Genomic DNA, 22,614 nt, shown 5'->3' with positions numbered 1-22,614 from the left:
GGCGCATCCTGTGCCGTGCGGTGGATCAACTGTCGCTGCGCGGAACCTGCTGCACGTCGCGCACCTGGCCAATCAGCGGCGCGGTGCCGCCGGCATTCTCGTGACCCAGCTGCGCAGCCGGCTTCTTGAAGCGCGCCAGCACCGCAGCGGCGTTGGATTCGCCTTCCATCAGTCCGGCCGCCGCCAGACGCCGATTGAGATCGCCATCGCCGCTGGACGCTTCGAGTTCTTCGGCCGATTCGATCCGCGCCGAGGTCTCGGCCTGCCTTGCCTTGATACGCTCCAGCGATTCCAGCGCCGAGCCCATCTTGCTGCTGGCACCGGAGTGGCGGGCGGCAATCGCGGCCTGCGCCTTCTGCACCGCGTCGGTGGCCTTGACCGTGTCGATTTGCTGCCGCATACCGCGCAGCTGGTTTTCGGTCTTCTGGATGGTGGCCTTGAGCGTCACCACCGACTGATCCAGCGCGGTCTTGGAAGCCTTGTCGCCGGCGTCTTCGCTTTCCAGCGCAGCCAGTTTGACTGCCACATCGTGCGCCAGCGCTTCATCATTCTTGGCCAACGCGCCTTCGATGTAACGCGTGTATTCGGCCATCTTGCCGGCGCGCGCGTCGATTTTCTGCTGGGCCAGCTTGCTCTGCGCCATCAGCTTGGTGAGCTCTTCGCGCGAGCGCGTGAGCTGGGCGCCGGCATCGCGCATTTCCTGGTCCAGGATGCGCAGCGCATTGGCGTCGACCGCCTTCTGGCCGGTTTCGTGTGCGGTACCACGCAGCAGCGTGATCAGCTTGGAAAAAATACTCATGACAACACGCCTTTAGGAAAAGAACGGCTTGAGAGATTCGGCGGCTTCCAACGTATTGGCCGCCAGGGTCTGGATTTCTTCGTCGATCTGGTCGAGCGTCGACGATGCTGACAGTTCGCCGAAGACCACGTAGCGGTCCTCGCCGTCGACCTGGACCAAGCCCAGGTTGGACAAGGGGTTGAGCGGATTCAGGCGCAGGCAGGCGTCGTTGAAGGCGGCGCGGTCGTTGACGTGGTCGGCATGGGCCAGCAGCGTGGACACGAAAACCTGTGAGCCGGAAGCGGCAACCTGGATCTGCATGTCGCCATGGTCGGCCAGGGTGAGATTGATGGCCGGCTCCAGGCCGTCGATCAGTTCGACATGGATTGGCTGGCCACGGTAGCGCTCGGCCAGCAAGCCGTGCAATTCGACAGTGGTGTACTGCGTCATACGATGTCCTGTCCTTTGGTCATGCGGCGGTGGTGATGCAGCAAGAGTCCTGCAACGACCGGACATACTACAGACTGCCTGTGACCGGCAGAAAGGGCCGAAAGTCAGCTAGCCGGGCGCGCGGCTAGCGCGGCAAACCGCCCGTTCAGCTGGCTCGCAGCCCTACACCGAGCTGCGGGCTCACGGATATAGCATCCGCTTGCTCCAGTGGCTGGCCGCGTCGGCCTCGTAGCGCCAGCGCTCATGCAGGCGGAACTTGGCGCCGTACCAGAACTCGAACGCCTGCGGCACCACCCGGAACCCGCCCCAGCCATCCGGTCGCGGCACCTCGCGCCCTTCGAAGATCGCCTCGACCTTGGCAATGGCCGCGTCGAACTCCTCGCGCGAGCCCAGCGTCTGCGATTGCAGCGAGGCCCACGCGCCGATCTGGCTCATGCGCGGGCGCGAGGCGAAGTACGCATCGGATTCGTCCGCGCTCACCAGTTGCACGCCGCCTTCGATACGCACCTGGATGCCGGCCTCGCGCAGGCTGCGCCACAGGAACAGCAGCGCCGCTTGCGGGTGGGTCTGCAAGTCGCGGCCCTTTGCGCTGTCCAGATGGGTGTAGAACACGAACCCGCGCGCGTCGAAGGCCTTGAGCAACACGGTGCGCGCGCTCGGCCGGCCATCGATGTTGGCAGTGGCCACGGTCATCGCGCTGGCTTCGAGTTCGGCGCTGTTCTGCGCCTCGGCATACAGCGCGGCAAAGGTGGCGAGAGCTTCTGCGTACAGATCGGTCATGACGGTGCGTGGCAGCCAGATGGGCGCCTATTGTGGGCGCATCGCCCGCGCTTCGCCTATGCACCGCGATTGAATCACCTGATCATGGCTCGATGCGTCTGGCGGAAGCCCGGAACTGATCCGCACGATCGGCCCGGCCAGATGGCGTGAATGCTACGATCCCTGCGCATGAACCCCGCACCCAATCTCGTGATGGTCGGCCCGATGGGCGCCGGAAAAAGCTGCATCGGCCGTCGCCTGGCCGAGCGCTTCGGGCTGGAGTTCGTCGATGTGGACCAGTCCATCGTCGAACAGGTGGGCAGCAGCATCCCGGAAATCTTCGAGCAGCATGGCGAAGCCAGGTTTCGGCAGCATGAGTCGGACACTTTGCAGGCGCTGCTGGAACAGGACAACAAACTGATTTCCACCGGTGGCGGCGCAGTGCTGGATCCAAACAACCGCCAGCGCATCTGCGCACGTGGGTTTGTGGTGTATCTGCATGTCAGCGTGCCGGCGCAGCTGACGCGGTTGGCGCGCGACCGCAATCGCCCGCTGCTGCAACCCGCCGACCGCGAACAGGTGCTGCACGCGATGGCCGCGCACCGCACCCCGCTGTACCAGGAGGTCGCCGACCTCAGCCTGGAAACCGATCATCTTTCCCCCGCCGAGGCCACCGCGCAGCTGGTGCTGCGTTTGGCGGCGCAATGGCGCATGTCGAGTCCCCCCGCATGACACTTCCCCATTCCTCGCGCAGCGTCGATGTCGACGGCGCTCAGCCTTACACCATCACCATTGCGCCCGGCCTGCTGGCCGACGGCGCGCGCCTGGCCCGCCATGTGCGTGGTCGCCACGTGTTGCTGCTCAGCGACTCGCAGGTGGCCCCGCATTACGCCGCCGGCGTGCGTGCCGCGCTGTTGAGCGCGCGCCCGGACGTGCAGATTGGCGAGTTGGTCATTGCTGCCGGCGAAGCCTCCAAGACGCTGGACACCTTCGGCTCTGCGATCACCGCGTTGGCCGAACTGGGTGCCACCCGCGACGCCTGCGTGTTCGCGCTGGGCGGCGGTGTGGTTGGCGACCTGGCCGGCTTTGCGGCGGCGTGCTGGATGCGTGGCGTGGACTGCGTGCAGCTGCCCACCAGCCTGCTGGCAATGGTGGATTCCTCGGTCGGTGGCAAGACCGCGGTGGACATCCCGCAGGGCAAGAACCTGGTCGGCGCCTTCCATCCGCCGCGTGCGGTGATTGCCGACACCGACACCTTGCGCACCCTGCCCGCGCGCGAACTGCGCGCCGGCCTGGCCGAGGTGATCAAGTACGGCGCCATCTGCGACCCGCTGTTCTTCCAGTGGCTGCACGCCGAGCGCCGTGCGCTGCTCGATGGCGATGCAGCGGCGCTGGCGCAGGCCATCGCCCGCAGCTGCGAGCACAAGGCCGAGATCGTGGCGCGCGACCCGCTGGAAAAAGGCGAGCGCGCCCTGCTCAACCTGGGCCACACCTTCGGTCACGCCATCGAAACCGAGCAAGGCTACGGCGCGCCCGGCAACACCAACCTCAACCATGGCGAAGCCGTCGCAGTCGGCATGGTGCTGGCGGCGCGCCTGTCGGCCGCACTAGGCATGAGCGATGCGCAAGACACCGAGGCCTTGCGCGCCCTGCTGCACGACTTCGACCTGCCCACCGAGATCCCGCCCGGCCTGACCCCGCAAGCCCTGCTCGCGCGCATGCGCCTGGACAAGAAAAACATCGCCGGCCGCCTGCGCCTGGTGTTGTGGCGCGGCATCGGCAAGGCCGAGGTGGTGCCGGATGTGGAAGAGGCGGCGGTGCTGAAGATCCTGGCGGAATAAGGCCAACCGGCCAATAAGGCACGGAACGCTGGACGCCCGCACCCAGCTGCCGCCGATCACCACGCTCACTCTGTAGGAGCGCCCCTGGGCGCGATGGGGCCTTCCCGACAAATCCCTATCGCGCCCAGGTGCGCTCTACGCACTGCCTGCCACCGTCTGCAGGGGGTCGGCACCTCGCTCGGGAGCGCACCGGCAAGCGTGGACGCCCAACGACGCTCCCTTCGCAACTAAGAGCGGCTAACAAAACTACTGCGCAGCCGCCAGGCGGGCGCGGCCTGTGCTCGCCGCCAGGCGGGCGCGGCCTGTGCTCGGAATCGGCATGTACCACTCGTACACTCCGGTTCCTGTGCGCCGTCCGCACCCACCTGACGACTGCTCGCTACGTTTTTTGTTAGCTGCTCTAAAACACCAGGACGCGCCACTGCTCTCTGCTTTCAGCAGCGCCCGGCTACAATCGGCCGCATGCGCATCCTTCTACAACACGATCCCGGCGGCAACGCGCCGCTCCGCTACGTCCAGCTGACCCTGCAACCGGATCTGTTCGGGGGCTGGGAATTGCTGCGCGAAACCGGCGAGATCGGCGGACGCACGCAATTGCGACGCGACCAGTACCTGCAACAGGATGAAGCGGACCGCGCCTTCGACAAGGCGCGCGACACCCAACTCAAACGCGGCTTCCAACTCATCACCGGCGGCGCCGACGCGCCGCGCTGAGGACACACCTTCCCATGCTCAAGAACGATCGCCTGCTGCGCGCCCTCAACCGTCAGCCCGTGGACCGCACCCCTGTGTGGTTGATGCGCCAGGCCGGCCGCTACCTGCCGGAATACCGCGCCACCCGCGCGCGCGCCGGCAGCTTCCTGGGCATGGCCAAAAACCCGGACATCGCCTGCGAAGTGACCTTGCAGCCGCTGCAGCGCTTCCCGCTGGATGCCGCGATCCTGTTCTCCGACATCCTCACCATCCCCGATGCGATGGGCCTGGAGTTGTATTTCGTCGAAGGCGAAGGCCCCAAGTTCCGCCACCCGGTGCGCGATGCTGCTGCCATCCACCGTCTGGGCGTGCCGGACATGGAAACCGAGCTGCGCTACGTGATGGATGCGGTGCGTGTGATCCGCCGCGAACTGGACGGTTCCGTACCGTTGATCGGTTTCTCCGGCAGCCCGTGGACGCTGGCCTGCTACATGATCGAAGGCGGCGGCAGCAAGGAATACGCACGCATCAAGGCCATGGCCTTCAACGCGCCGGAGTTGCTGCACCACCTGCTCAACACTGTCACCGACGCGGTGATCGCCTACCTGGCCGCACAACGCGCCGCCGGTGCGCAAGCGCTGCAGGTGTTCGACACCTGGGGCGGCGTGCTCTCGCCGGCGATGTACCGCGAATTCTCGCTGCCCTATCTCACCCGCATCGCGCGTGAGCTGGAACGCGGTGAAGGCGCAGAGCGCACCCCGCTGGTGTTGTTCGGCAAGGGCAACGGTGCCTACGTGGCCGATCTGGCCGCCAGCGGCGCCGAAGCGGTGGGCGTGGACTGGACCATCTCGCTGGCCGACGCCGCGCAACGCGCAGGCGGCCGTGTCGCCCTGCAAGGCAACCTCGACCCGGCCACCCTGTACGGCTCGCCGGAAGCGATTCGCACCGAGGTCGGCAAGACCCTGGACAGCTATGCGCAAGGCAATGGCGGCTCGCGCGAAGGCCACGTCTTCAACCTCGGCCACGGCATGTCGCCGGATATGAATCCGGAGCATGTAGGCGTGCTGGTGGAAGCGGTGCAGAGTTTGAGTAAGCGCTAATCACGCCATCGAGGGCCGGAGTTCCACGGCCACCGGCCCTTACGCGTGGCGCTGCCGCGTCGCGCGCTGCGCCACCGCATCGACGCACTCTGAAAAAACGCGCGCGCTTGCCTTGCAGTCATCACGAGCTGGCTGCTGATCTGAGCGTATGTCATCGCAGCGCAGGCCCGGCACGCACACGATGCGCTGCAGAATGACGCAGCCATGGCGTTCGCGGCTGTGTTCGGCTGGACGCTGACAGCTGTCACGTGGCGCTGATCTGCTCGTCGTCCAGGCCCGCCGCGCATGGACGCGCAATGCCGCTAACGCAGGCGCGCATGCGAAACCTTCGTCGAAACTATCTCTTCGGCACGCCGACCTCGCCGAGCACGCACGCAGCCGCGGTTTGCGGTCTCGACATCGGCCACCACACAGCATGCATCGCCGGTGAGCACACCGTTCCGCGCCGTGCACACGAGGGAGGGGATAATGCAGCGTTCCCTCCACTACGCCCCCATGTCTCAGCCCGTTCCCATCTTGCGCGCCTACGACAGCATCAAGCCGTTGCTATGGCTGGTGTCGCTGGCCATCTTCATGCAGATGCTGGATGCGACCATCGTCAATACGGCGTTGCCGTCGATGGCGCGCAGCCTGCATGAAAGTCCGCTGCAGATGCAGTCGGTGGTCTTCAGTTATGCGCTGGCCGTGGCGATGTTCATCCCCGCCTCGGGCTGGATTGCAGACCGCTTCGGCACGCGGCGCACCTTCCTTGCCGCGATCATCGTGTTCACCTTGGGCTCGCTGCTGTGCGCGGCAGCGCAGCACCTGCCGCAGTTGGTGGCCGCACGTGTGGTGCAAGGCATTGGCGGTGCGATGCTGCTGCCGGTCGGGCGGCTGGCAGTGCTCAAGACGGTGGCGCGCGCAGACTTCCTGCGCGCGATGAGCTTTATCGCCATTCCCGCGCTGATCGGCCCACTCATCGGCCCGACCTTGGGCGGCTGGCTGGTCGAAGTCGCCTCGTGGCACTGGGTGTTCTTGATCAATCTGCCGATCGGGGTGATCGGGTTTATTGCCGCGCTCAAGATCATGCCGGATCACTATGGCGATGCACGCAGGGGCTTCGATCTGGTCGGCTACGTGATGCTCGCGTTCGGCATGGTGGCGCTGTCGCTGGCCCTGGATGGCATCTCGGAACTCGGCCTGCGCCATGCATTTGTGATGTTGCTGGCGATCGGCGGACTTGCCGCACTGGCCGGCTACTGGCTGCATGCGGGCAATACCACCAATGCGCTGTTTCCGCTGGCGCTATTCAAGGTGGCGAGCTACCGCATCGGCATTCTGGGCAACCTGTTCGCGCGCGTGGGCAGCGGCTCGATGCCGTTTCTGATCCCGTTGTTGTTGCAGGTGGGCCTGGGCATGAGCCCGATGAATGCCGGGCTGATGATGGTACCGGTGGCGCTGGCCGGCATGGCCGCCAAACGCGCGGCGGTCAAGCTGGTGGGTCGCTTCGGCTATCGGCGCGTGCTGATGCTCAACACCGTGTTGGTGGGCGTGGCCATGGCCAGCTTTGCGTTGATCGATATCGGCCAGCCACTGTGGCTGCGCCTGGTGCAGCTGGCCTGCTTCGGCGCGGTGAATTCGCTGCAATTTACCGTCATGAACACCGTGACCCTGCGCGACCTGGGCCACGACCAAGCCAGCCCCGGCAACAGCCTGCTGTCGATGGTGATGATGCTGTCCACCGGTTTCGGCGCAGCAGCAGCGGGTAGCTTGCTGGCCGCGTTCAACACGCATCTGGGCGATACGCATGGAGCCACCGCAGCGCTGCATGCCACTTTCTTGTGCGTTGGCGGTATCACCTTGTCGTCGACATTGATCTTCTGGCAGCTGGCCGAGACGCGGCCGCATCCCAAGGAAGTGGAAGCGGTTGCCGAGTAGCGGCAGCGCACCGTCACGTGTCCGTAGCGGCTAGATACCGTCGCGCGGGCTCGCACGCCGCAGCGCCTCGGCGATGGTGTCGGCCAACATATCGCCGGTGAGCGGCTTGCGCAGGAAGCTGTTGAAGCCGGCTTCCAGTGCGTTCGGTTCGGCGGCTTCATCGGAGCGTGCAGTCACGGCAATCAACGGCATCTCGTAGCCGAACACGCGCAGTTGCCGCGCCAAGGCGAAACCATCCAGCCCGGGCAAATCCAGATCCAGCAACGCCAGATCGAAGGCATTGTCGGCCGCCTCGGTCAACGCCGCCAGGCCGTGCGGTGCATGCACGACCGAATGCCCCTGCGCACGCAACAAGCCGATAATGACCTCCGCGATGGTTGCGTCGTCTTCCACCAGCAGGATGCGCTGCGGTTCGACCGCGTTGCCGGCATGCGCCACTTCGCCGCCCAGCGGTGCATTGGATGCCACCCAGCGCAGCGGCAGATCCACCACAAAGCGGGTCCCCGCACCCAGCCGGCTGATCACTTCGATATGCCCGCCCATCGCCATCGCCAGCTCCTGGCAGATCGCCAACCCCAGACCACTGCCGCCGTAGCGGGAGGTGGTTCTGGCGCCATCGCCCTGCTCGAAGCGCTGGAACAGGCGCGCCTTCTGTTCGGCATTGATGCCCGGGCCCGTGTCGGCCACTTCAAAACGCAGGCCTTGATAGGAGCCGAGCGTGGTCAACTTCAAACCGACCACGCCGCGCTCGGTGAATTTGATCGCGTTATTGAGCAGATTGAGCAGAATCTGCCGGATGCGGGTGGAATCACCGCTGGCGGTGATGTCGCCGAGCAGCCCGACTTCCAGGCTGAAACGCAGGCCGCGTTCCTGCGCCAACGGTGCCATCAGCGCTTCGACTTCGGCCACGAGTTGACGCACCGAAAATGGCTCGAAATCCAGTTCCAGCCGGCCCGATTCGATGCGGGCCAGATCCAGCGCATCGTTGACCAGCCGCAACAAGTGCGCACCCGCGCGACGGATCGATTCGGTATAGCTGCGCTGCGTGGCATCTTGCGAGGTCTTGAGCAGCAATTCGCTCATGCCCAACACGCCGGTCATCGGCGTACGCACTTCGTGGCCAAGCGTTGCCAGGAATCGCGTCTTGGCCAAAGACGCCTGCTCGGCCAGTTCCTGCTTGTGCACTGCCAGCTGCCAGGCAGTCAAGCGACGCAGCCGGCGCCGATACAGCAAGATGGCCGCGGCAATCACGCACAAGGTCAGCAAGGCCAGCAAGCTCAAGCCCCACGGTGACAGCCACCACGGCGGCAATACCTGGAAACGCAGCGTCTGGCTGGCCGACCAAATGCCATCGGCCGTGCGTCCCTGCACTTCCAATGTGTAATGACCTGAAGGCAGGCGTGAAAACAGGCGCTCGCCCGTGGAGCTCACATCGACCCAGTCCGGGTCGTAGCCGCTCAAACGGAAGCGGTAACTCGTCGATTCGGGGTTGGTGAACGTGGGCATTCGCGCCACGATATGCAGGTCGCGATCGCCGTCCTGCACTTGCAGCGGGGTCTTGCCGGTGACATCCAGCTCGCGCTCACCGCGTCGCAGGCTGACGCGTTCGATTAACAGCCGCGGTCGACGCAGATTCGGACGCATCGTGGCCGGATCGAACACCACAATGCCATCGGATGTGCCGCCCAGGATCTGCCCCGTGTTTGCCTGCACCAAGGTCGCCACCTGCAGGGGCGAGCTGGGAAGCCCATCGTGCACGTCGTACACACGCACCAGCTTGCTGCCGGGGTCGACCCGAATCAGGCCACGATGACTGGAAACCCAGGCCACGCCGCCGGCATCGACCACCAGACCGGTCGGTGACACCATCGGAAATTCCTGGTCCTTCCCCACGTTATCCAGAAGCGTGAGCTGCTTGCCGTCCCAGAGATAGCGCTGGAGCTCTCCGGCCAACCCGACCCAGACGATGCCACCATCGCCCTGGCGAAACACATAGGTTGGCATGGACGGCACACCACGCACGGCAACGAACTGGTCGGCATGTGGGTCCCATCGCCAAAGCCCGGCGTTGTTGCTCAGCCAGATCTGACCATCCGGCCCGATCCGCATATCCAGCACGGTCAGCGCTTTCAGCCCGTGGCTTCCATAGTCAATCGTTCTGAGCAGTTGGCCCTCGCCGCTCCACAGTTGCACCCCATGCGTCAGCAGTGCGACCCAGATGCGTCCTTGTGCATCTTCGGCCATCCTGCCAGGCCTGCCCGCGATCTCGGGGTCGGCTGCGGGATGTTGCAGGTGCTTGAGCAGCGGCCAACGCTTGACCTGGCGTGTTCGCGGATCGTAGCGAACCAGCGTGCCCTGTACACCGATCCAGACAGTCCCCAGTTTGCTTTCAATGACGGTGTCGGGAACGCGCTCTGGATCGACCGGGGCCAGATGTCGCTCGATGCGGCCTGTAACTGGATCGAAGTGCTCCAGCGCACCGCGTGTACCGACCAGCCAGATGCCGCCCGTGCGCGAAGGCGCTGTCGCAACGACCGAGGCATTGGCGAGAGATTGCGGGTCATCCGCGCGGTGCGAGAACAGCGCGAAGGTGTCCCAACGCGGGGGCAGATGCCACAGGCCACCCTCCAGACTGGCGAACCACAGTCCTCCCTCGCGGTCCTCGTAAGCGGTAATCCAATTCCGGTTGACCAGACCGTGCGCTGAAAAACTGTAGACCGGCACGCGTTCGACGGCGCCGCCGCCGGCGCTCATCCCGAGGCCGGTGTCGGTATCCAGCCAATAGCGCCCAACCCGATCGCGCAACAGCACGCCTTTGACCTGCGGCTTGGCCGTGAGGCTGTGCCAGGGACGAGGCGTGTGCGGCCCAACAGTGTTGAACTGGACCGTATTGCCATCAAAATCGGCAACCCATAGCACCTTGCCGTCGGGCTCCTTGTACAACCGGTTGACTGCCTGGGACGGGCCGGGCAGCGGTACGCGCTCCAGGCGTCGACCATCCCAGTGCACCAGCCCGCCCCAGGTGCCGATCCACAGCGCGCCGTCGGGCGCAACCTCAAGACCGACGACGTTGTCGGACGGCAAGCTCGCCGGATCACCGGCTTTAGCAGAAAAGTGCTGCATGCGTCCGTCGGGACGGTACCGATAGAGGCCTTGCTTGGCAGTGCCGATCCAGATATCGCCGTCTGGCGTTTGTGCCAATGACCACAAGGTGGCGTCGCGCAATTCCGGGAAATGTGGGTCTTCCAGCCGCTTGAACGTGCGCGTGTTCGCTTCCAGATAGCCAACGCCGCCATCCTCGAAGCCCATCCACACCCGATCATGGGCATCGACACAGATGGTCCAGACGACATTGCTGGTCAGGCCATCTTCCATCCGCCAGATGCGGTAGTTGCGGCCATCGAATCTGGCCAACCCGTCATCGCTGGCAAGCCACAGATACCCCTGCTTGTCTTCGGCCAATTGATTGATCGTATCGGACGGCAGCCCGTCGGCGATCGTCAGCTGGATGGGCACCGGTGTCGCTGGCGTACGCGCCTGCACTGGAAGCACTGCCAGACACAGGCACACCCAGAGCACAACGAGTAGCCAATGGGGCAAGCGGGATAGAAGGCGCACCGGATCAACTTCACAACACGTCGGCGCATAGTGCGGGCCACACGCGGTGCGGGCAAGCCCGCAGCTGTGCGTGCGGCTGCGTCTGCGCTCTGCTTTCAAGAGGTTGCGGTCGCGTCATTGGTAAGCCGCTCCATGCCGCAGTGGTCGCGAACAGCGAGCCCAACCGCGCATTTCACTGAGACCACCGTCTGGCCTTTCGACATCATCACGAGCTGCATCGCGGTTCGACAGCCCGCGGCTGAAGGAGCGCACCGCATGCCGCCCAGTTAGCGCTAGCGTTGATGACAAGGCATCCGCACAGCATGTTATCGCTTGCCGCGTAACGCCTCGGCAATGGTGTCGGCCAGCATGTCGCCGGTAAGTGGCTTACGCAGGAAACTATCGAAGCCTGCTTCCTCTGCATTCGGTTCGGCGGCTTCATCGGAGCGTGCGGTCACGGCGATCAACGGCATCTCGTAGCCGAACACGCGCAGTTGCCGCGCTAACGCAAAACCATCCAGCCCAGGCAGATCCAGATCCAGCAATGCCAGATCGAAAGTGTTGTCGGCCGCCTCGGTCAACGCCGCCAGGCCGTGCGGCGCATGCACGACCGAATGCCCCTGGGAGCGCAATAGGCCGATGATGACCTCCGCAATGATCGGGTCATCTTCCACCAGCAAGATACGCTGCGGTTCGACGGCCATATCGGCAGGCGTTGGCTCGCCATCGAGTGTGGCATTGGAGGTCACCCAACGCAGCGGCAGATCCACCACAACGCGCGTCCCCGAACCGAGCCGGCTGATCACCTCGATATGCCCGCCCATGGCCATCGCCAGCTCCTGGCAGATCGCCAACCCCAGACCACTGCCGCCGTAGCGTGAGGTGGTTCTGGCACCATCGCCCTGCTCGAAGCGCTGGAATAGGCGCACTTTCTGTTCGGCATTGATGCCGGGCCCTGTGTCGGCCACTTCAAAGCGCAGCCCTTGATAGGAACCGAGCGTCGTCAACTTCAAACCGACCACGCCACGCTCGGTGAATTTGATCGCGTTATTGAGCAGGTTGAGCAAGATCTGCCGGATGCGGGTGCAATCGCCGCTGGCGGTGATGTCGCCGAGCAATCCGATTTCCAGGCTGAAACGCAGGCCGCGTTCCTGTGCCAATGGCGCCATCAACGCTTCGATTTCGGCCAAGAGCTGACGCACCGAAAATGGCTGCAGATCCAGTTCCAGACGGCCGGATTCGATGCGCGCCAGATCCAACGCATCATTGACCAGCCGTAGTAGATGCGCGCCCGCGCGGCGGATGGAATCGGTGTAACTGCGTTGTTTGGTATCCAACGACGTCTTGAGCAGTAGTTCGCTCATACCTAAAACGCCGGTCATCGGCGTTCGCACTTCGTGGCCGAGCGTTGCGAGGAATCGGGTCTTGGCCAAAGACGCCTGCTCGGCCAATTCCTGTTTGTGCACCGCCAGCTGCCAGGCAGTCAAGCGACGCAGGCGACGGCGGTACAACAAGATGGCCGCAGCAATCATGCACAAGGTCAGCAAGGCCAGCACGCTCAAACCCCACGGCGAGAGCCACCATGCTGGCAGCACCTGAAAACGCAAAGTCTGGCTTGCCGACCAGATACCGTCGGCAGTGCGCCCCTGCACTTCCAGCGTGTAACGACCGGCTGGCAGGCGGGAGAACAAGCGTTCGCCACTGGGTCCCACATCGATCCAATCCGGGTCGTAGCCGCTCAAACGGAAGCGATAACTTGTCGATTCGGGATTGGTGAACGTGGGCATTCGCGCCACGATATGCAGGTCGCGATCGCCGTCCTGCAGTTGTAGCGGCTCCACGCCGGTCACATCCAGTCCGCGCTCGCCACGACGTATCCCCACACGCTCAATCAACAGGGGTGGTTGGCGTGTATTAGGACGCATTTGGGCTGGATCAAACAGCACAACACCATCAGGCGTCCCGCCTAGAATCTGCCCACCCGTTGCTTGGACAAGCGTGCCTCCCAGAAATTCTTGATTGGGAAGCCCGTCATGCACCCCGTAGATCCGCACCATTTTGCTAGCGGGGTCCACCCTGATCAAACCGCGCGCACTCGACACCCAGGCCACGCCCGCGGCATCTACTACAAGCCCGTTCGGTGCCACCATGGGGAAATCCTGCGCTCCGCCAATGGTGTCCAGATGGGTAAGGCTCGTGCCATCCCAGAGATAGCGCCGCAGCTCGCCCATCAGTCCGATCCATACGACACCTGAGTCGGTGAAACCGACTACATAATTCGCTGAGGAAGGCGCGCCTTGTACCGTGACAAAAGTGTTTGCTTTTGGATCCCAGCGCCTCAAGCCAGTTGAGCTGGCTAGCCACATTTCCCCATCGGGACCAAGCCTAAGGTCATAGACGTTCGACGTATCAAGGCCATGAGTGCCTTGTGCTATTTCTCGAATCAGTCGTCCCTCTTCATCGCGAATCTGCACTCCGGTATTAGTTGTGTAAATCCACAGCCGGTCCTGTGCATCCATTGCCAGGCGTTCTGGACTGTCGTAACCCACCGATGCCGAGTTGGTAGAAAGCGGCCAGCGTTTCCGCTGCTTAGTACGAGGATCATAGCGGACAAGCGAATAAGGCAGCCCTATCCAGACGTATCCGCTTTTGCTTTCAATCAGAGACGTTGGCCAGCGCAATTCATAAATTGGCTGCAGATGACGTTCAAGCGCCCCATTAGCTGGATTCAAGCGCTCAAGAACGCCACGCGTCCCGGCAATCCACATTCCACCAGATGCAGAAACTGCCGAAATATTTACGATAGGATTGGAAATCGATTGCCGATCATCTGCGTGATAAGACAGTACCGCAAAGGTGCTCCAGTTAGGAGGTAAATGCCAAAGACCACCATTAAGGCTAGCGAACCATACCCCACCCTCGCGATCCTGGTATGCACTTGACCAGCTAGGCTTTACAAGCCCATGCGCCGAGAGGCTGTAAATCGGCACATTAACGACATTTTTTCCATCCGAGACCCCCAAACCCGCCATCGTATCCAACCAATAGCGTCCAACACGATCACGCAACAACATACCTAAAACACGTCGATCTTTTTCGTTTTTATGCCAAGGCTGCGTTACAAACTGCCCTCGTGAATTCAACTGATATAGGTGATAATTCGTATCAGTAATCCAGAGAATTCCGTGCGAATCAAGCCGCATTCCGTTGACAGCTTGTACGCCCCCAGCCAATCGCACACGCTCAAAGCTCTTCCCTGTCCAGCGCGCAACGCCTGAGTTACCGCCGATCCACAGCGATCCGTCCGGCGTGACCTGTAAGGAACTGACATTATTCCCCGGCAAACCATGTAAATCATCCGCCACAGATATAAAGTGCTGCATTCGGCCATCCGGCCGCCGGCGATAAAGCCCGTTTCTTGCCGTTCCAAACCATAGATCGCCATCGGGCGTCTGCGCGATCGCCCATACGGTGATGCGCCTAAGCTCAGGAAACTGCGCGCTCTCCAAACGCTTGAATGCACGCTGCTTAGGATCCAGAACACCCACGCCACCATTATCGAAGCCGACCCATAGCCCGTCGTCGGCATCGACTTTTAAAGCCCAGACAAAATTGTCTGTCAGCCCGTCCTCCATTCGCCAGATGCGATAACTTCGCCCATCGAACCGGGCCAGGCCATCGGCAGTTGCCAGCCATAGGTAGCCATTTTTGTCCTCGGCAAAGTCGTTCACTGTGTTGGACGGAAGACCGTCGGCCACAGTGAGTTGGACCGGTACAGGAGTGGTTGGCACTGCCGCGGAGGCAAGCACGGGCACCGCGGTGATCAATAGAACCAACCACATTGCAGCAAGGTGGCGACCGAAAGCGGGACAAAGACGTAGGCGTGACATAAAAATTTCACTGCAGGTCGCCGCATAGTGCGGCGCGCGCCGTGCGTGAGCAAGCATGCATTGCCTCACTGAAATCCGCCTGATGCAGTGCCATCAGCGACTATCGGGCATGTATTTGCCACATCGCGCGCAGCCGCGATCGCTTCCACCAGCAAATCCGCGGTGACCGGCTTGCGCAGGAATCCGTCGAAGCCGGCTGCCTGCGCCTGGGTTTCGGCGGCGCTGTCGGCGCGTGCCGTGACTGCCAGCAGCGGAAAGCGGTGACCGAGCTGGCGTAGTTGCGATGCCAGGGCGAAGCCGTCCAGCCCGGGGAGATCCAAATCCAGTAGCGCGACGTCGAAACCGCCGTCCACCGCTTCCGACAATGCCGCCAGCCCATGCGCGGCATGCACCGCGCGATGGCCTCGATTGATCAACAGGCCGCTGATTACCTCAGCCACGGTCGGGTCGTCTTCCACCAGCAAGATGCGCAGCGTCTCACCTGCAAGCGCCTGCACCTGGCCGGTGGCGATACGCGTGCCGGAGCGATCGACCGGCAAGGGCAGGTCCACAGAGAATTGGGTGCCGATGCCGAGCCGGCTACGCACGCGGATTTGGCCTTTCATCGCCACGGTGAGTTCCTGACAGATCGCTAGGCCCAGCCCACTGCCGCCGTAACGCGAGCTGGTGCGCGCGCCCTCGCCTTGCTCGAAACGCTGAAACAAGCGCTTCTGCTGTTCCGGCCCGATGCCCGGCCCGGCATCGCGCACGTTGAAGCGCAGCGTTTCGCCGTGCTGGCTCAGGGTCAGCGACACCTCACCGCGTTCGGCAAACTTGATTGCATTACCCAACAGGTTGATCAGGATCTGCCGCACGCGCGTGGCGTCGCCCAACACGACCAGCTGGGTGGGCAACCGATTGCGATACTGGAAACGCAAGCCGCGGGCGTCGGCGATGGGATGCATGAAATCGGCTAGTTCCTGAGTGAGCTGCGCGGGATCGAACGGCTGCTGCATCAGTTCCAGTTTGCCGGCTTCGATGCGCGCCAGATCCAGTGCATCGTTGACCAACCGCAGCAGATGCGTGCCGGCATTGCGGATCGCATCGACATGGCTACGCTGCTTGGCATTCAATGGCGTGGCCAGCAGCAGCTCGCTCATGCCCAGCACGCCGGTCATGGGTGTGCGCACTTCGTGGCCGAGCGTTGCCAGGAAATGCGATTTGGCGATCGACGCCTGCTCGGCAAGCTGTTGCCGTTGCCGCGCCAGCACCCATTCCTGTTGCCGCCGCACGCGTTTTTTTCTGGCCCAGATGCCCAGAGATAGCAGCAGCATGCATAGCGCTGCCGCCGCCAGTTGCGCCGCCGTACTCAACCACCACGGCGGCCGGACTTCCACTTGCAGCGCTGGTGCGGCGACCCAGTCGCCATCGCCGGCACGTGCCTGCACGTCGAGGCGGTAATGGCCCGGTGGCAACCGCGAGATCACGCGCTCGCCGCTGGCGCCCTGCTCCACCCAGCGCTCGTCGTAGCCATTTACACGATAACGATAATGCGCGGAGGCGGGATCGACGAACGACCACAGCCGCGCACTGATGCGCAGATCGCGATCGCGCGCCTGCAGAATCACCGCATCCTTGTGCGCAATGGTCTGCGGACGCTCGGCATCGTTACGCCGCACCTGCACCGACTCGATCACTAGACGCGCCATCGGCGCCGGTGCGAACGGCCGCGATGGATCGAATAACACGATGCCGCTGGTCGTCAGCGCCAGCACCTGGCCATTGGAACCGATGGCCGGTGGACGCATCGAAAACTCACTATCTGGCAAGCCGTCGCGTTGACCGAAGCGGCGTACCTGCGGCTGGCCGCGCTTGTACGCAAACAGGCCGCGCGAGGTGGTGGCCCATACGGTGTCGGCGCCGCCTAATGCCAGACCACGTATCTCGGTAGATGGCAGACCGTGCTCGTGCCCAATCCGCTCCAGCAGGCGTGCCTGCTGCCCGTCCCAGCCGTAGCGCTCCAATGCACCGGGACGCCCAACCCAGAACTCATGTGGCGAAACGAAGGCCTGCGCATAGACTTCATGACTGGCGTCCTTGATCACAGCGCGAAAGCGTTCGCCCTGCCAGAGCCACAAACCGTCACCGGCTGCGACCCAGACGGCGCCATCTGGGCGCACCGTCAGTTGCTGCACCATGCCGCCCACTTCACTGAGATCGCTGCCGAAGTGGAAGGTCGCCAGCAGTCGCCCATCCGCAGCACGTCGCTGTACGCCACCTTCCACGATCGAAACCCAGAACTCGCCATTGATGCCTGGCGTCATCAGCTCCACCCGATGCGTGGCGGAAGTGCCAATCTGCATCGCGAGCATTTGTTTCTGACCGGTCGCTGGGGTATAGCGTGTAACGCCATCGCGCAGCGCGATCCACAGACTACCGTCCCCGGCCGGTAGCACCGACTGCACGGTACCGCCCCCCAATGCATCGCTGTGTAGTACGGGGACCAGCTCACCGTCATTACCCAGCCGGTACACACCTTCGCCAGTCGTTACCAGAAAGCTGCCGCCATCGGCGACGGCGTTGACCAAGTACAAGCTCTCAAGAGGCTTGCCTTGGCTTGCAAAAATGGTGGAGAACCGCCGCCAATCCGGTGACAGATACGCGACGCCTTGCGAAATCAGCCCGAGCCATAGCCCACCCTGGCGGTCCTGCATCACATCAAGCACGCCACTACGTGCGGTAAGAAAGCCGCTGCCACGATCACCTTCCATAACGCGCATTGCGGCTTCCCCGGGCGCCACCCGAAAGAGCCCGTCGGCGGCACCAATCCAGTAGCCGCCATGCACATCGTGCACCACGGTGGCGGCACGTACGATATCGGACCCTGCCCAAGGCGCAGGCGTGAGCACACCAGCCGGTGTCACCCTGTACAAGCCCTTGCTGGTCCCGACCCACAACGTACCGTCGGTATCCTTGCTCAGCTTGAAGACAGTCGTGCTCAATCTGTCAGGCGCGATGCGTACGAAGCGCTCTCCGTCGCGCATCACCAACCCGCGATCGGTGCCGATCCACAGCCGGCCGCGTGCATCGGTCACCATGCTCATGATGGTGTTGCTGGGCAGTCCATCCGCCGCATCGGGGGTGGCACGGAACGCCGTCACCCGTCCATTTTCTTCGCGCCGGCAAACTCCGGCGCTACTGGTTCCGATCCAGATCGCGCCTTGTGCCTGCGCCAGCGCCCAGACCTGCGCATCGCACGCCGTGCCGACGTCCGGAAACGTCGTAAATGACATGCGCGCCGCATCCAGCATGCTCGGTGGCGAACCATTGACGCCAACCCACACCCGGTCGCGATCATCGACAAACAGCGTTTCTACTTCGGTGCCCGGGATCGAACTGGCGACATGCGGGTCGTGCTGCCATACCTGCAGCCCGATGCCATCGTAGCGCGCCAGGCCATCGCTGGTCGCCGCCCAGATATAGCCCTGCCGGTCCTGCGCCAATGCCAGCACCATGCGTGAGGGCAGGCCTTCGGCCGCACCGAACCGGCGCATGTGCGGGGTCTCGATCTGGTTCACCGCCACCGCATCCAGGCCGATCGACAGCAGTAGCACGGCCAGCACCGACAACAGCACATTCTTCATCGTCATCCTTGTCCCATCGCCGCCTGTGCACGCATGCGCGCCCCTGTTTGGACTGCACTGTACCCGGTACACAGCAGTCATTGGTTCCAGAGAGTGGCTGGCAGCGCGGCGCTGGTTCTAATGCTGATCGCCGCCAGCTCAGCGGGCGACCACATCATGGCCGGACCATGCCGCAGCTGCCTGCGCCCACGTGACATTGTTCGGGTTGGCGGCTTCCCGTTTTTTTCTGCACTGCCGAGCAAACAGTGCCAGCGCCCTTAGGCCTGGTGCGCATTCGCATCGCCTTCCACGTCGGCCTACACGCCGCCGGCCTCACTGTCGCTCTTTTTATCATCGACATCAGCAAGTACCCGCGCCAACACCTGCGCCAGCAAATCGCCCGTGACCGGCTTGCGCAGAAAACCGTTGCATCCGGCGGCCATCGCCTGCGGTTCGGCATCGGCGTCGGCACGCGCGGTCACCGCCACAATCGGGAAGCGCACACCGCGCGCGCGTAACTGCGCTATCAGTGCTACGCCGTCCAGACCGGGCAGATCCAGATCGCATAAACCTGCATCGAAACTGCGCGTACTGACCTCGGCCAGCGCCGCAAGACCGTGCAATACATGGGTGACGTCATGCCCCCGCGTTTGCAGCAGGCCAACGATCACCTGCGCCACGGTCGCATCGTCTTCCACCAGCAGCAACTGCAACGGCGCCTGCTCGTGCAGCGGGGCTGTGCGCACTGCAGACGGCGTGACAGCGGGTAACGTGGACACCCAGCGCAGCGGAAGCTCGACCACGAAACACGCGCCCTGTCCCAACTCACTGATGACCGTCACTGAGCCGCCCATCGCGGCCGCAAGTTCGCGGCATATGGCCAGCCCGAGGCCACTGCCGCCGTGCCGCGCAAGCGTGAGCGCGCCTTCGGCCTGTTCGAAACGCTGGAACAGCCGCCCGCGCTGCTCGGCGCTCATGCCCGGCCCGGTGTCGCGCACTTCCACACGAATGCCCTGCTGCGTGTGCTCGGGCAGTGCCGCAACACGCAGGTGCACGCTTCCACGCTCAGTGAACTTGATCGCGTTGAACAGCAGATTCAGCAGGATCTGCTGCACGCGACTGGCATCGCCATGCAAGGCCGGCGGCAATGCATCGTCAAGCGCGCAGTGGAAGGCCAGCTGCTTCTGCTCGGCACTCGGGCGCACCAGTTCCACCACCTGCCCGACTAATTGACGCAGGTCGAAATCGCGGTAATCCAGGGGCAGTTTGCCGGCTTCGATCCGGGCCAAATCCAGCGCATCGTTGACTAGACGCAGCAAGTGCTTACCGGCCAGTTGGATCGCGCTCGCATACCCTTGCTGACGCCCATCCAACGGGGTCTGCAGCAGCAACTCGCTCATGCCCAATACGCCGGTCATGGGCGTGCGTACCTCGTGGCCCAACGTGGCCAAAAAGCGCGTCTTGGCCAGCGACGCCTGCTCTGCCAACTCGCGTTTGTGTTGCGCCAGCTGCCATTGCGCGCGCATACGAATACGCCGGCGATAAGCCGCAGCCAGCAAGGCGCTCAACAGCAATCCCGACAAACAGATCAGCGCAATACCGATATCGCTGCGCCACCAGGGCGGCCTGACCGAAAATTGCAGCGAACGGACCTGCGAGCGATTGCCCAGCGGGTCGATGCCCTGCAGCGCGAGCTCATAATTTCCAGCAGGCAGGCTGGCGAATTCGCGGATACCCGAGTTGCCGGTGGTTTGCCAGTCCGCGTCAAAACCTTTCAGGAAGCTGCGATATCGATTGGAAAGCGGGTCGCTGTACGACAACAAGCGGCTGACGACCTGCAGCTGGCGGTCCTCCGGGCCCAGCTGGAACGGGCGATCCATTGGCAGGTCGATACGTGCGCCATTACGCAGCACGCTGACATGTTCCAGCTGCAGCGCCGGGACGAACGGTGCAACATCCGGCATCGCCGTATCCAGCAGCACGGTAGAGCCGTCGCTGGTTGCACCAATCAACGTATCGCCGGACATCAACAGGCAATGCTGGATGAATTCCTGACTCGTCAACCCGTCGCGCGTGCCGATATTGCGGACCCGCGCCGGATGCACCGAGGGGTCAATCCGCCACAGTCCGCGCAGACTGGATATCCAGACACGGCCATGCGGGTCGATCTGCATGGCAGAGGCATCGAACCCGCTCATCCCATCCGCCTCGCCTACCTGACGGACCCGCTTCCAGCGGTCTGCAACCTTTTGCCATTGCTCTGCACCGGAAGCCCGATATACCCAGACCGTCTCCGCAGACGGGCTGGCAAATGCCTGGATTTGCGCTCCTTCCATACCTGCCACCGGCACGAAGCGGCCTGACGCATCGTCCCACGCGAACATGCCACCCTCGCCGGCCACCCATACGCGTCCGTCGGGGCCTTGCTCCAGCTGTTGTGTATCGATTGCACGCAGGCCATGCAGGTCTTGCTGGGTAATCCGCTGCAAGACCTTGCCAGTGCGCAGATCGCGCTGCTGCACCATATCGATAAAGGCCATCCACACGGTGTCGCCATGCTCGGAGATCCATTCCGGCGGCGACAACGCCGAGGCAGGCTCGGGCCCATCGGACGGCCAATGAATGAACTCACCAGTGCGCAGATCCATCCGCGACAGGCCAAAACTCAAATTTCCCAGCCACAGGCGTTGCAGACGATCTTCCAGCGCTGATACCAACTCCATCCCTTTGAGATGGGGCGACTGCAGGCCTGTCTGAAACGAGTCGCCGGTGCTGGGATCCAGGCGCAATAGCTGCCCCTGCGCATCGACCTGCCACAAGCCCCCTGAGCGCTGGGCAGGCGCCAGGTTGCAGTAAACTGCATCGCCCGCTGGCACCGCGGGCTTGAGCACGGCACTGCGTTTCCAGTCTGCCGGCAGATAGCCCAGGCCGGTGCCATGCATGGGCACCCACAGCCCGCCATCGGCCGCCTCCATCAAACCGACCACGTTGCGGCGCGACAATGGCCCATCGCCGCTGAGGGCCGGCACCGGCGGACGCTCGCCACGCGTGCGCCACAGACCGCGTCCGCTGCCCAGCCAGAATTCGCCATCCGGCGCCGCCACTGCGCCCCAGAACTCGTTGCCGGGACCAAACATGGTTGACCAGGCAAGCGGCTGCCAGTGACCGTCTGCCCGCAGCACATGCACTCCCGACTCACTTCCCAGCCATAAACGGTCGCCGGCCCACTGCAAACCGAAGATGGCCGACTGCCGGTTCGGTTCGTCCGGTATGTATTGGCGACGCAGTCGCTTGCCGTCGTAATAGGCCAGGCCATTGCTGGTACCGATCCACAGGCGGTGCCGATCATCCACCGTCAGATTCATGACCATGGCCTGATCCAGCGCGCCTTCTAGCTCGCCCAGATTCACCGACGACATCCGTCCGCTGGCATCGATGCGTACAAGCGCACCAGTGGTGGTGCCGGCCCAGATAGCGCCATCGAATGTGGCGATGCTGAAGATCTCGCCGTTCTTCAGCAGTGGGTAGTCGATAGCGTGATAATGACGAAAGCGACTGCGGCCGGCATCCAAGACACTCAACGTCTTGCCGCAGCCCACCCAGACCCGGTCCTGCGCATCGATATGCAATGCCTGCACCGCATTGCAGGGCAACGATGCAGGGTCGGCCGGATCGTGACGCCAGGTCCTGAATCCCGCGCCGTCGTAACGCACCAGACCATCGAACGTTGCAAGCCACAGGTAACCGGCGCGGTCCTGGCTGATGGCAATCACCATCGTCGAAGGCAATCCTTCGCTGGGTCCCACGATCCGAAAGCGCGGCACTTCCGGAATCTTTGCCGCGCACGGCCAAATCGCCGACAACAAGGCCAGTACAACAATGAACACACGCATGTGGGAATCCCTTCCACGTCCAGCCAGCATCCTCGCAACGGAACGTTGCGAGCGCAAGCCAAGCGCGCCTTGTCGGGATGTGTCTAGAATCCGC

General features: G+C 63.4%; 12 protein-coding genes and 1 other RNA gene. 6 read left to right on the top strand and 7 right to left on the bottom strand.

The window, feature by feature from the left end:
• Positions 1-25: 25 nt before the first annotated feature.
• From NX05_RS09745 to pdxH, 3 genes are all read right to left on the bottom strand, one after another.
• The gene (locus NX05_RS09745) at positions 26-799 is read right to left on the bottom strand and encodes a PspA/IM30 family protein (RefSeq protein WP_007965636.1); all 774 of its coding nucleotides are present in this window, start codon (positions 797-799) and stop codon (positions 26-28) included.
• A gap of 12 nt (positions 800-811) precedes the next feature.
• Complete coding sequence (locus tag NX05_RS09740; protein ID WP_010369119.1) at positions 812-1,228, bottom strand: YjfI family protein; 417 nt, start codon at positions 1,226-1,228, stop codon at positions 812-814.
• A gap of 180 nt (positions 1,229-1,408) precedes the next feature.
• Positions 1,409-2,008 carry a pyridoxamine 5'-phosphate oxidase gene (pdxH, locus tag NX05_RS09735; protein ID WP_010369118.1) on the bottom strand — a complete coding sequence of 200 codons (600 nt, stop codon included), beginning with the start codon at positions 2,006-2,008 and terminating at the stop codon, positions 1,409-1,411.
• 168 nt (positions 2,009-2,176) lie between these two features.
• On the opposite strand from pdxH, the gene NX05_RS09730 reads away from it, so the two are divergent.
• From NX05_RS09730 to mdtD, 6 genes are all read left to right on the top strand, one after another.
• Positions 2,177-2,719 carry a shikimate kinase gene (locus NX05_RS09730; RefSeq protein ID WP_039433227.1) on the top strand — a complete coding sequence of 181 codons (543 nt, stop codon included), beginning with the start codon at positions 2,177-2,179 and terminating at the stop codon, positions 2,717-2,719.
• Positions 2,716-3,828 (top strand): 3-dehydroquinate synthase, encoded by a 1,113-nt coding sequence (gene aroB / locus NX05_RS09725; RefSeq protein ID WP_039433226.1) that lies wholly within the window; start codon positions 2,716-2,718, stop codon positions 3,826-3,828. The genes NX05_RS09730 and aroB overlap by 4 nt, the downstream gene beginning before the upstream one ends.
• Positions 3,829-4,147: 319 nt before the next feature.
• A non-coding RNA gene (locus tag NX05_RS22280) (sX9 sRNA) lies at positions 4,148-4,225 on the top strand.
• Between the two features lie 65 nt (positions 4,226-4,290).
• Positions 4,291-4,542 carry a WGR domain-containing protein gene (locus NX05_RS09720; RefSeq protein ID WP_010369113.1) on the top strand — a complete coding sequence of 84 codons (252 nt, stop codon included), beginning with the start codon at positions 4,291-4,293 and terminating at the stop codon, positions 4,540-4,542.
• Positions 4,543-4,556: 14 nt separating this feature from the next.
• Positions 4,557-5,621, top strand: coding sequence for a uroporphyrinogen decarboxylase (hemE, locus tag NX05_RS09715; protein ID WP_010369111.1), 1,065 nt, complete (start codon positions 4,557-4,559; stop codon positions 5,619-5,621).
• A 495-nt stretch (positions 5,622-6,116) separates the two neighbouring features.
• Positions 6,117-7,538: a multidrug transporter subunit MdtD gene (gene mdtD, locus NX05_RS09710; protein ID WP_017118899.1), complete on the top strand. Its 1,422-nt coding sequence runs from the start codon at positions 6,117-6,119 to the stop codon at positions 7,536-7,538.
• A 30-nt stretch (positions 7,539-7,568) separates the two neighbouring features.
• On the opposite strand, the gene NX05_RS09705 is transcribed toward mdtD, so the two are convergent.
• The 4 genes from NX05_RS09705 to NX05_RS09690 all read right to left on the bottom strand — a co-directional run bounded on the left by NX05_RS09705 (position 7,569) and on the right by NX05_RS09690 (position 22,520).
• On the bottom strand, positions 7,569-11,117 hold the full coding sequence (locus NX05_RS09705) for a hybrid sensor histidine kinase/response regulator (protein ID WP_039433225.1): 3,549 nt from the start codon (positions 11,115-11,117) through the stop codon (positions 7,569-7,571).
• Positions 11,118-11,461: 344 nt separating this feature from the next.
• Entirely contained in the window at positions 11,462-14,977 is a 3,516-nt protein-coding gene (locus NX05_RS09700) for an ATP-binding protein (RefSeq protein WP_039433224.1), read from the bottom strand.
• 113 nt (positions 14,978-15,090) lie between these two features.
• Positions 15,091-18,648, bottom strand: coding sequence for a ligand-binding sensor domain-containing protein (locus tag NX05_RS09695; RefSeq protein ID WP_039433223.1), 3,558 nt, complete (start codon positions 18,646-18,648; stop codon positions 15,091-15,093).
• A gap of 296 nt (positions 18,649-18,944) precedes the next feature.
• Positions 18,945-22,520 (bottom strand): hybrid sensor histidine kinase/response regulator, encoded by a 3,576-nt coding sequence (locus NX05_RS09690; protein WP_017113326.1) that lies wholly within the window; start codon positions 22,518-22,520, stop codon positions 18,945-18,947.
• Between the last annotated feature and the right edge of the window lie 94 nt (positions 22,521-22,614).

Origin of the sequence: Xanthomonas vasicola, assembly GCF_000772705.2 — a bacterium.
GTDB classification, from domain to species: Bacteria; Pseudomonadota; Gammaproteobacteria; order Xanthomonadales; family Xanthomonadaceae; genus Xanthomonas; species Xanthomonas vasicola.
Note: the sequence above shows the minus strand (reverse complement) of the source record. Positions and strands in the feature narration are given on the sequence as shown.

Excerpts from the sequence above, each read along its gene's own strand:
- NX05_RS09745 (WP_007965636.1), bottom strand. The coding sequence starts at position 799 with ATGAGTATTTTTTCCAAGCTGATCACGCTGCTGCGTGGTACCGCACAC.
- NX05_RS09740 (WP_010369119.1), bottom strand. The coding sequence starts at position 1,228 with ATGACGCAGTACACCACTGTCGAATTGCACGGCTTGCTGGCCGAGCGC.
- pdxH (WP_010369118.1), bottom strand. The coding sequence starts at position 2,008 with ATGACCGATCTGTACGCAGAAGCTCTCGCCACCTTTGCCGCGCTGTAT.
- NX05_RS09730 (WP_039433227.1), top strand. The coding sequence starts at position 2,177 with ATGAACCCCGCACCCAATCTCGTGATGGTCGGCCCGATGGGCGCCGGA.
- aroB (WP_039433226.1), top strand. The coding sequence starts at position 2,716 with ATGACACTTCCCCATTCCTCGCGCAGCGTCGATGTCGACGGCGCTCAG.
- NX05_RS09720 (WP_010369113.1), top strand. The coding sequence starts at position 4,291 with ATGCGCATCCTTCTACAACACGATCCCGGCGGCAACGCGCCGCTCCGC.
- hemE (WP_010369111.1), top strand. The coding sequence starts at position 4,557 with ATGCTCAAGAACGATCGCCTGCTGCGCGCCCTCAACCGTCAGCCCGTG.
- mdtD (WP_017118899.1), top strand. The coding sequence starts at position 6,117 with ATGTCTCAGCCCGTTCCCATCTTGCGCGCCTACGACAGCATCAAGCCG.
- NX05_RS09700 (WP_039433224.1), bottom strand. The coding sequence starts at position 14,977 with ATGTGGTTGGTTCTATTGATCACCGCGGTGCCCGTGCTTGCCTCCGCG.
- NX05_RS09695 (WP_039433223.1), bottom strand. The coding sequence starts at position 18,648 with ATGAAGAATGTGCTGTTGTCGGTGCTGGCCGTGCTACTGCTGTCGATC.
- NX05_RS09690 (WP_017113326.1), bottom strand. The coding sequence starts at position 22,520 with ATGCGTGTGTTCATTGTTGTACTGGCCTTGTTGTCGGCGATTTGGCCG.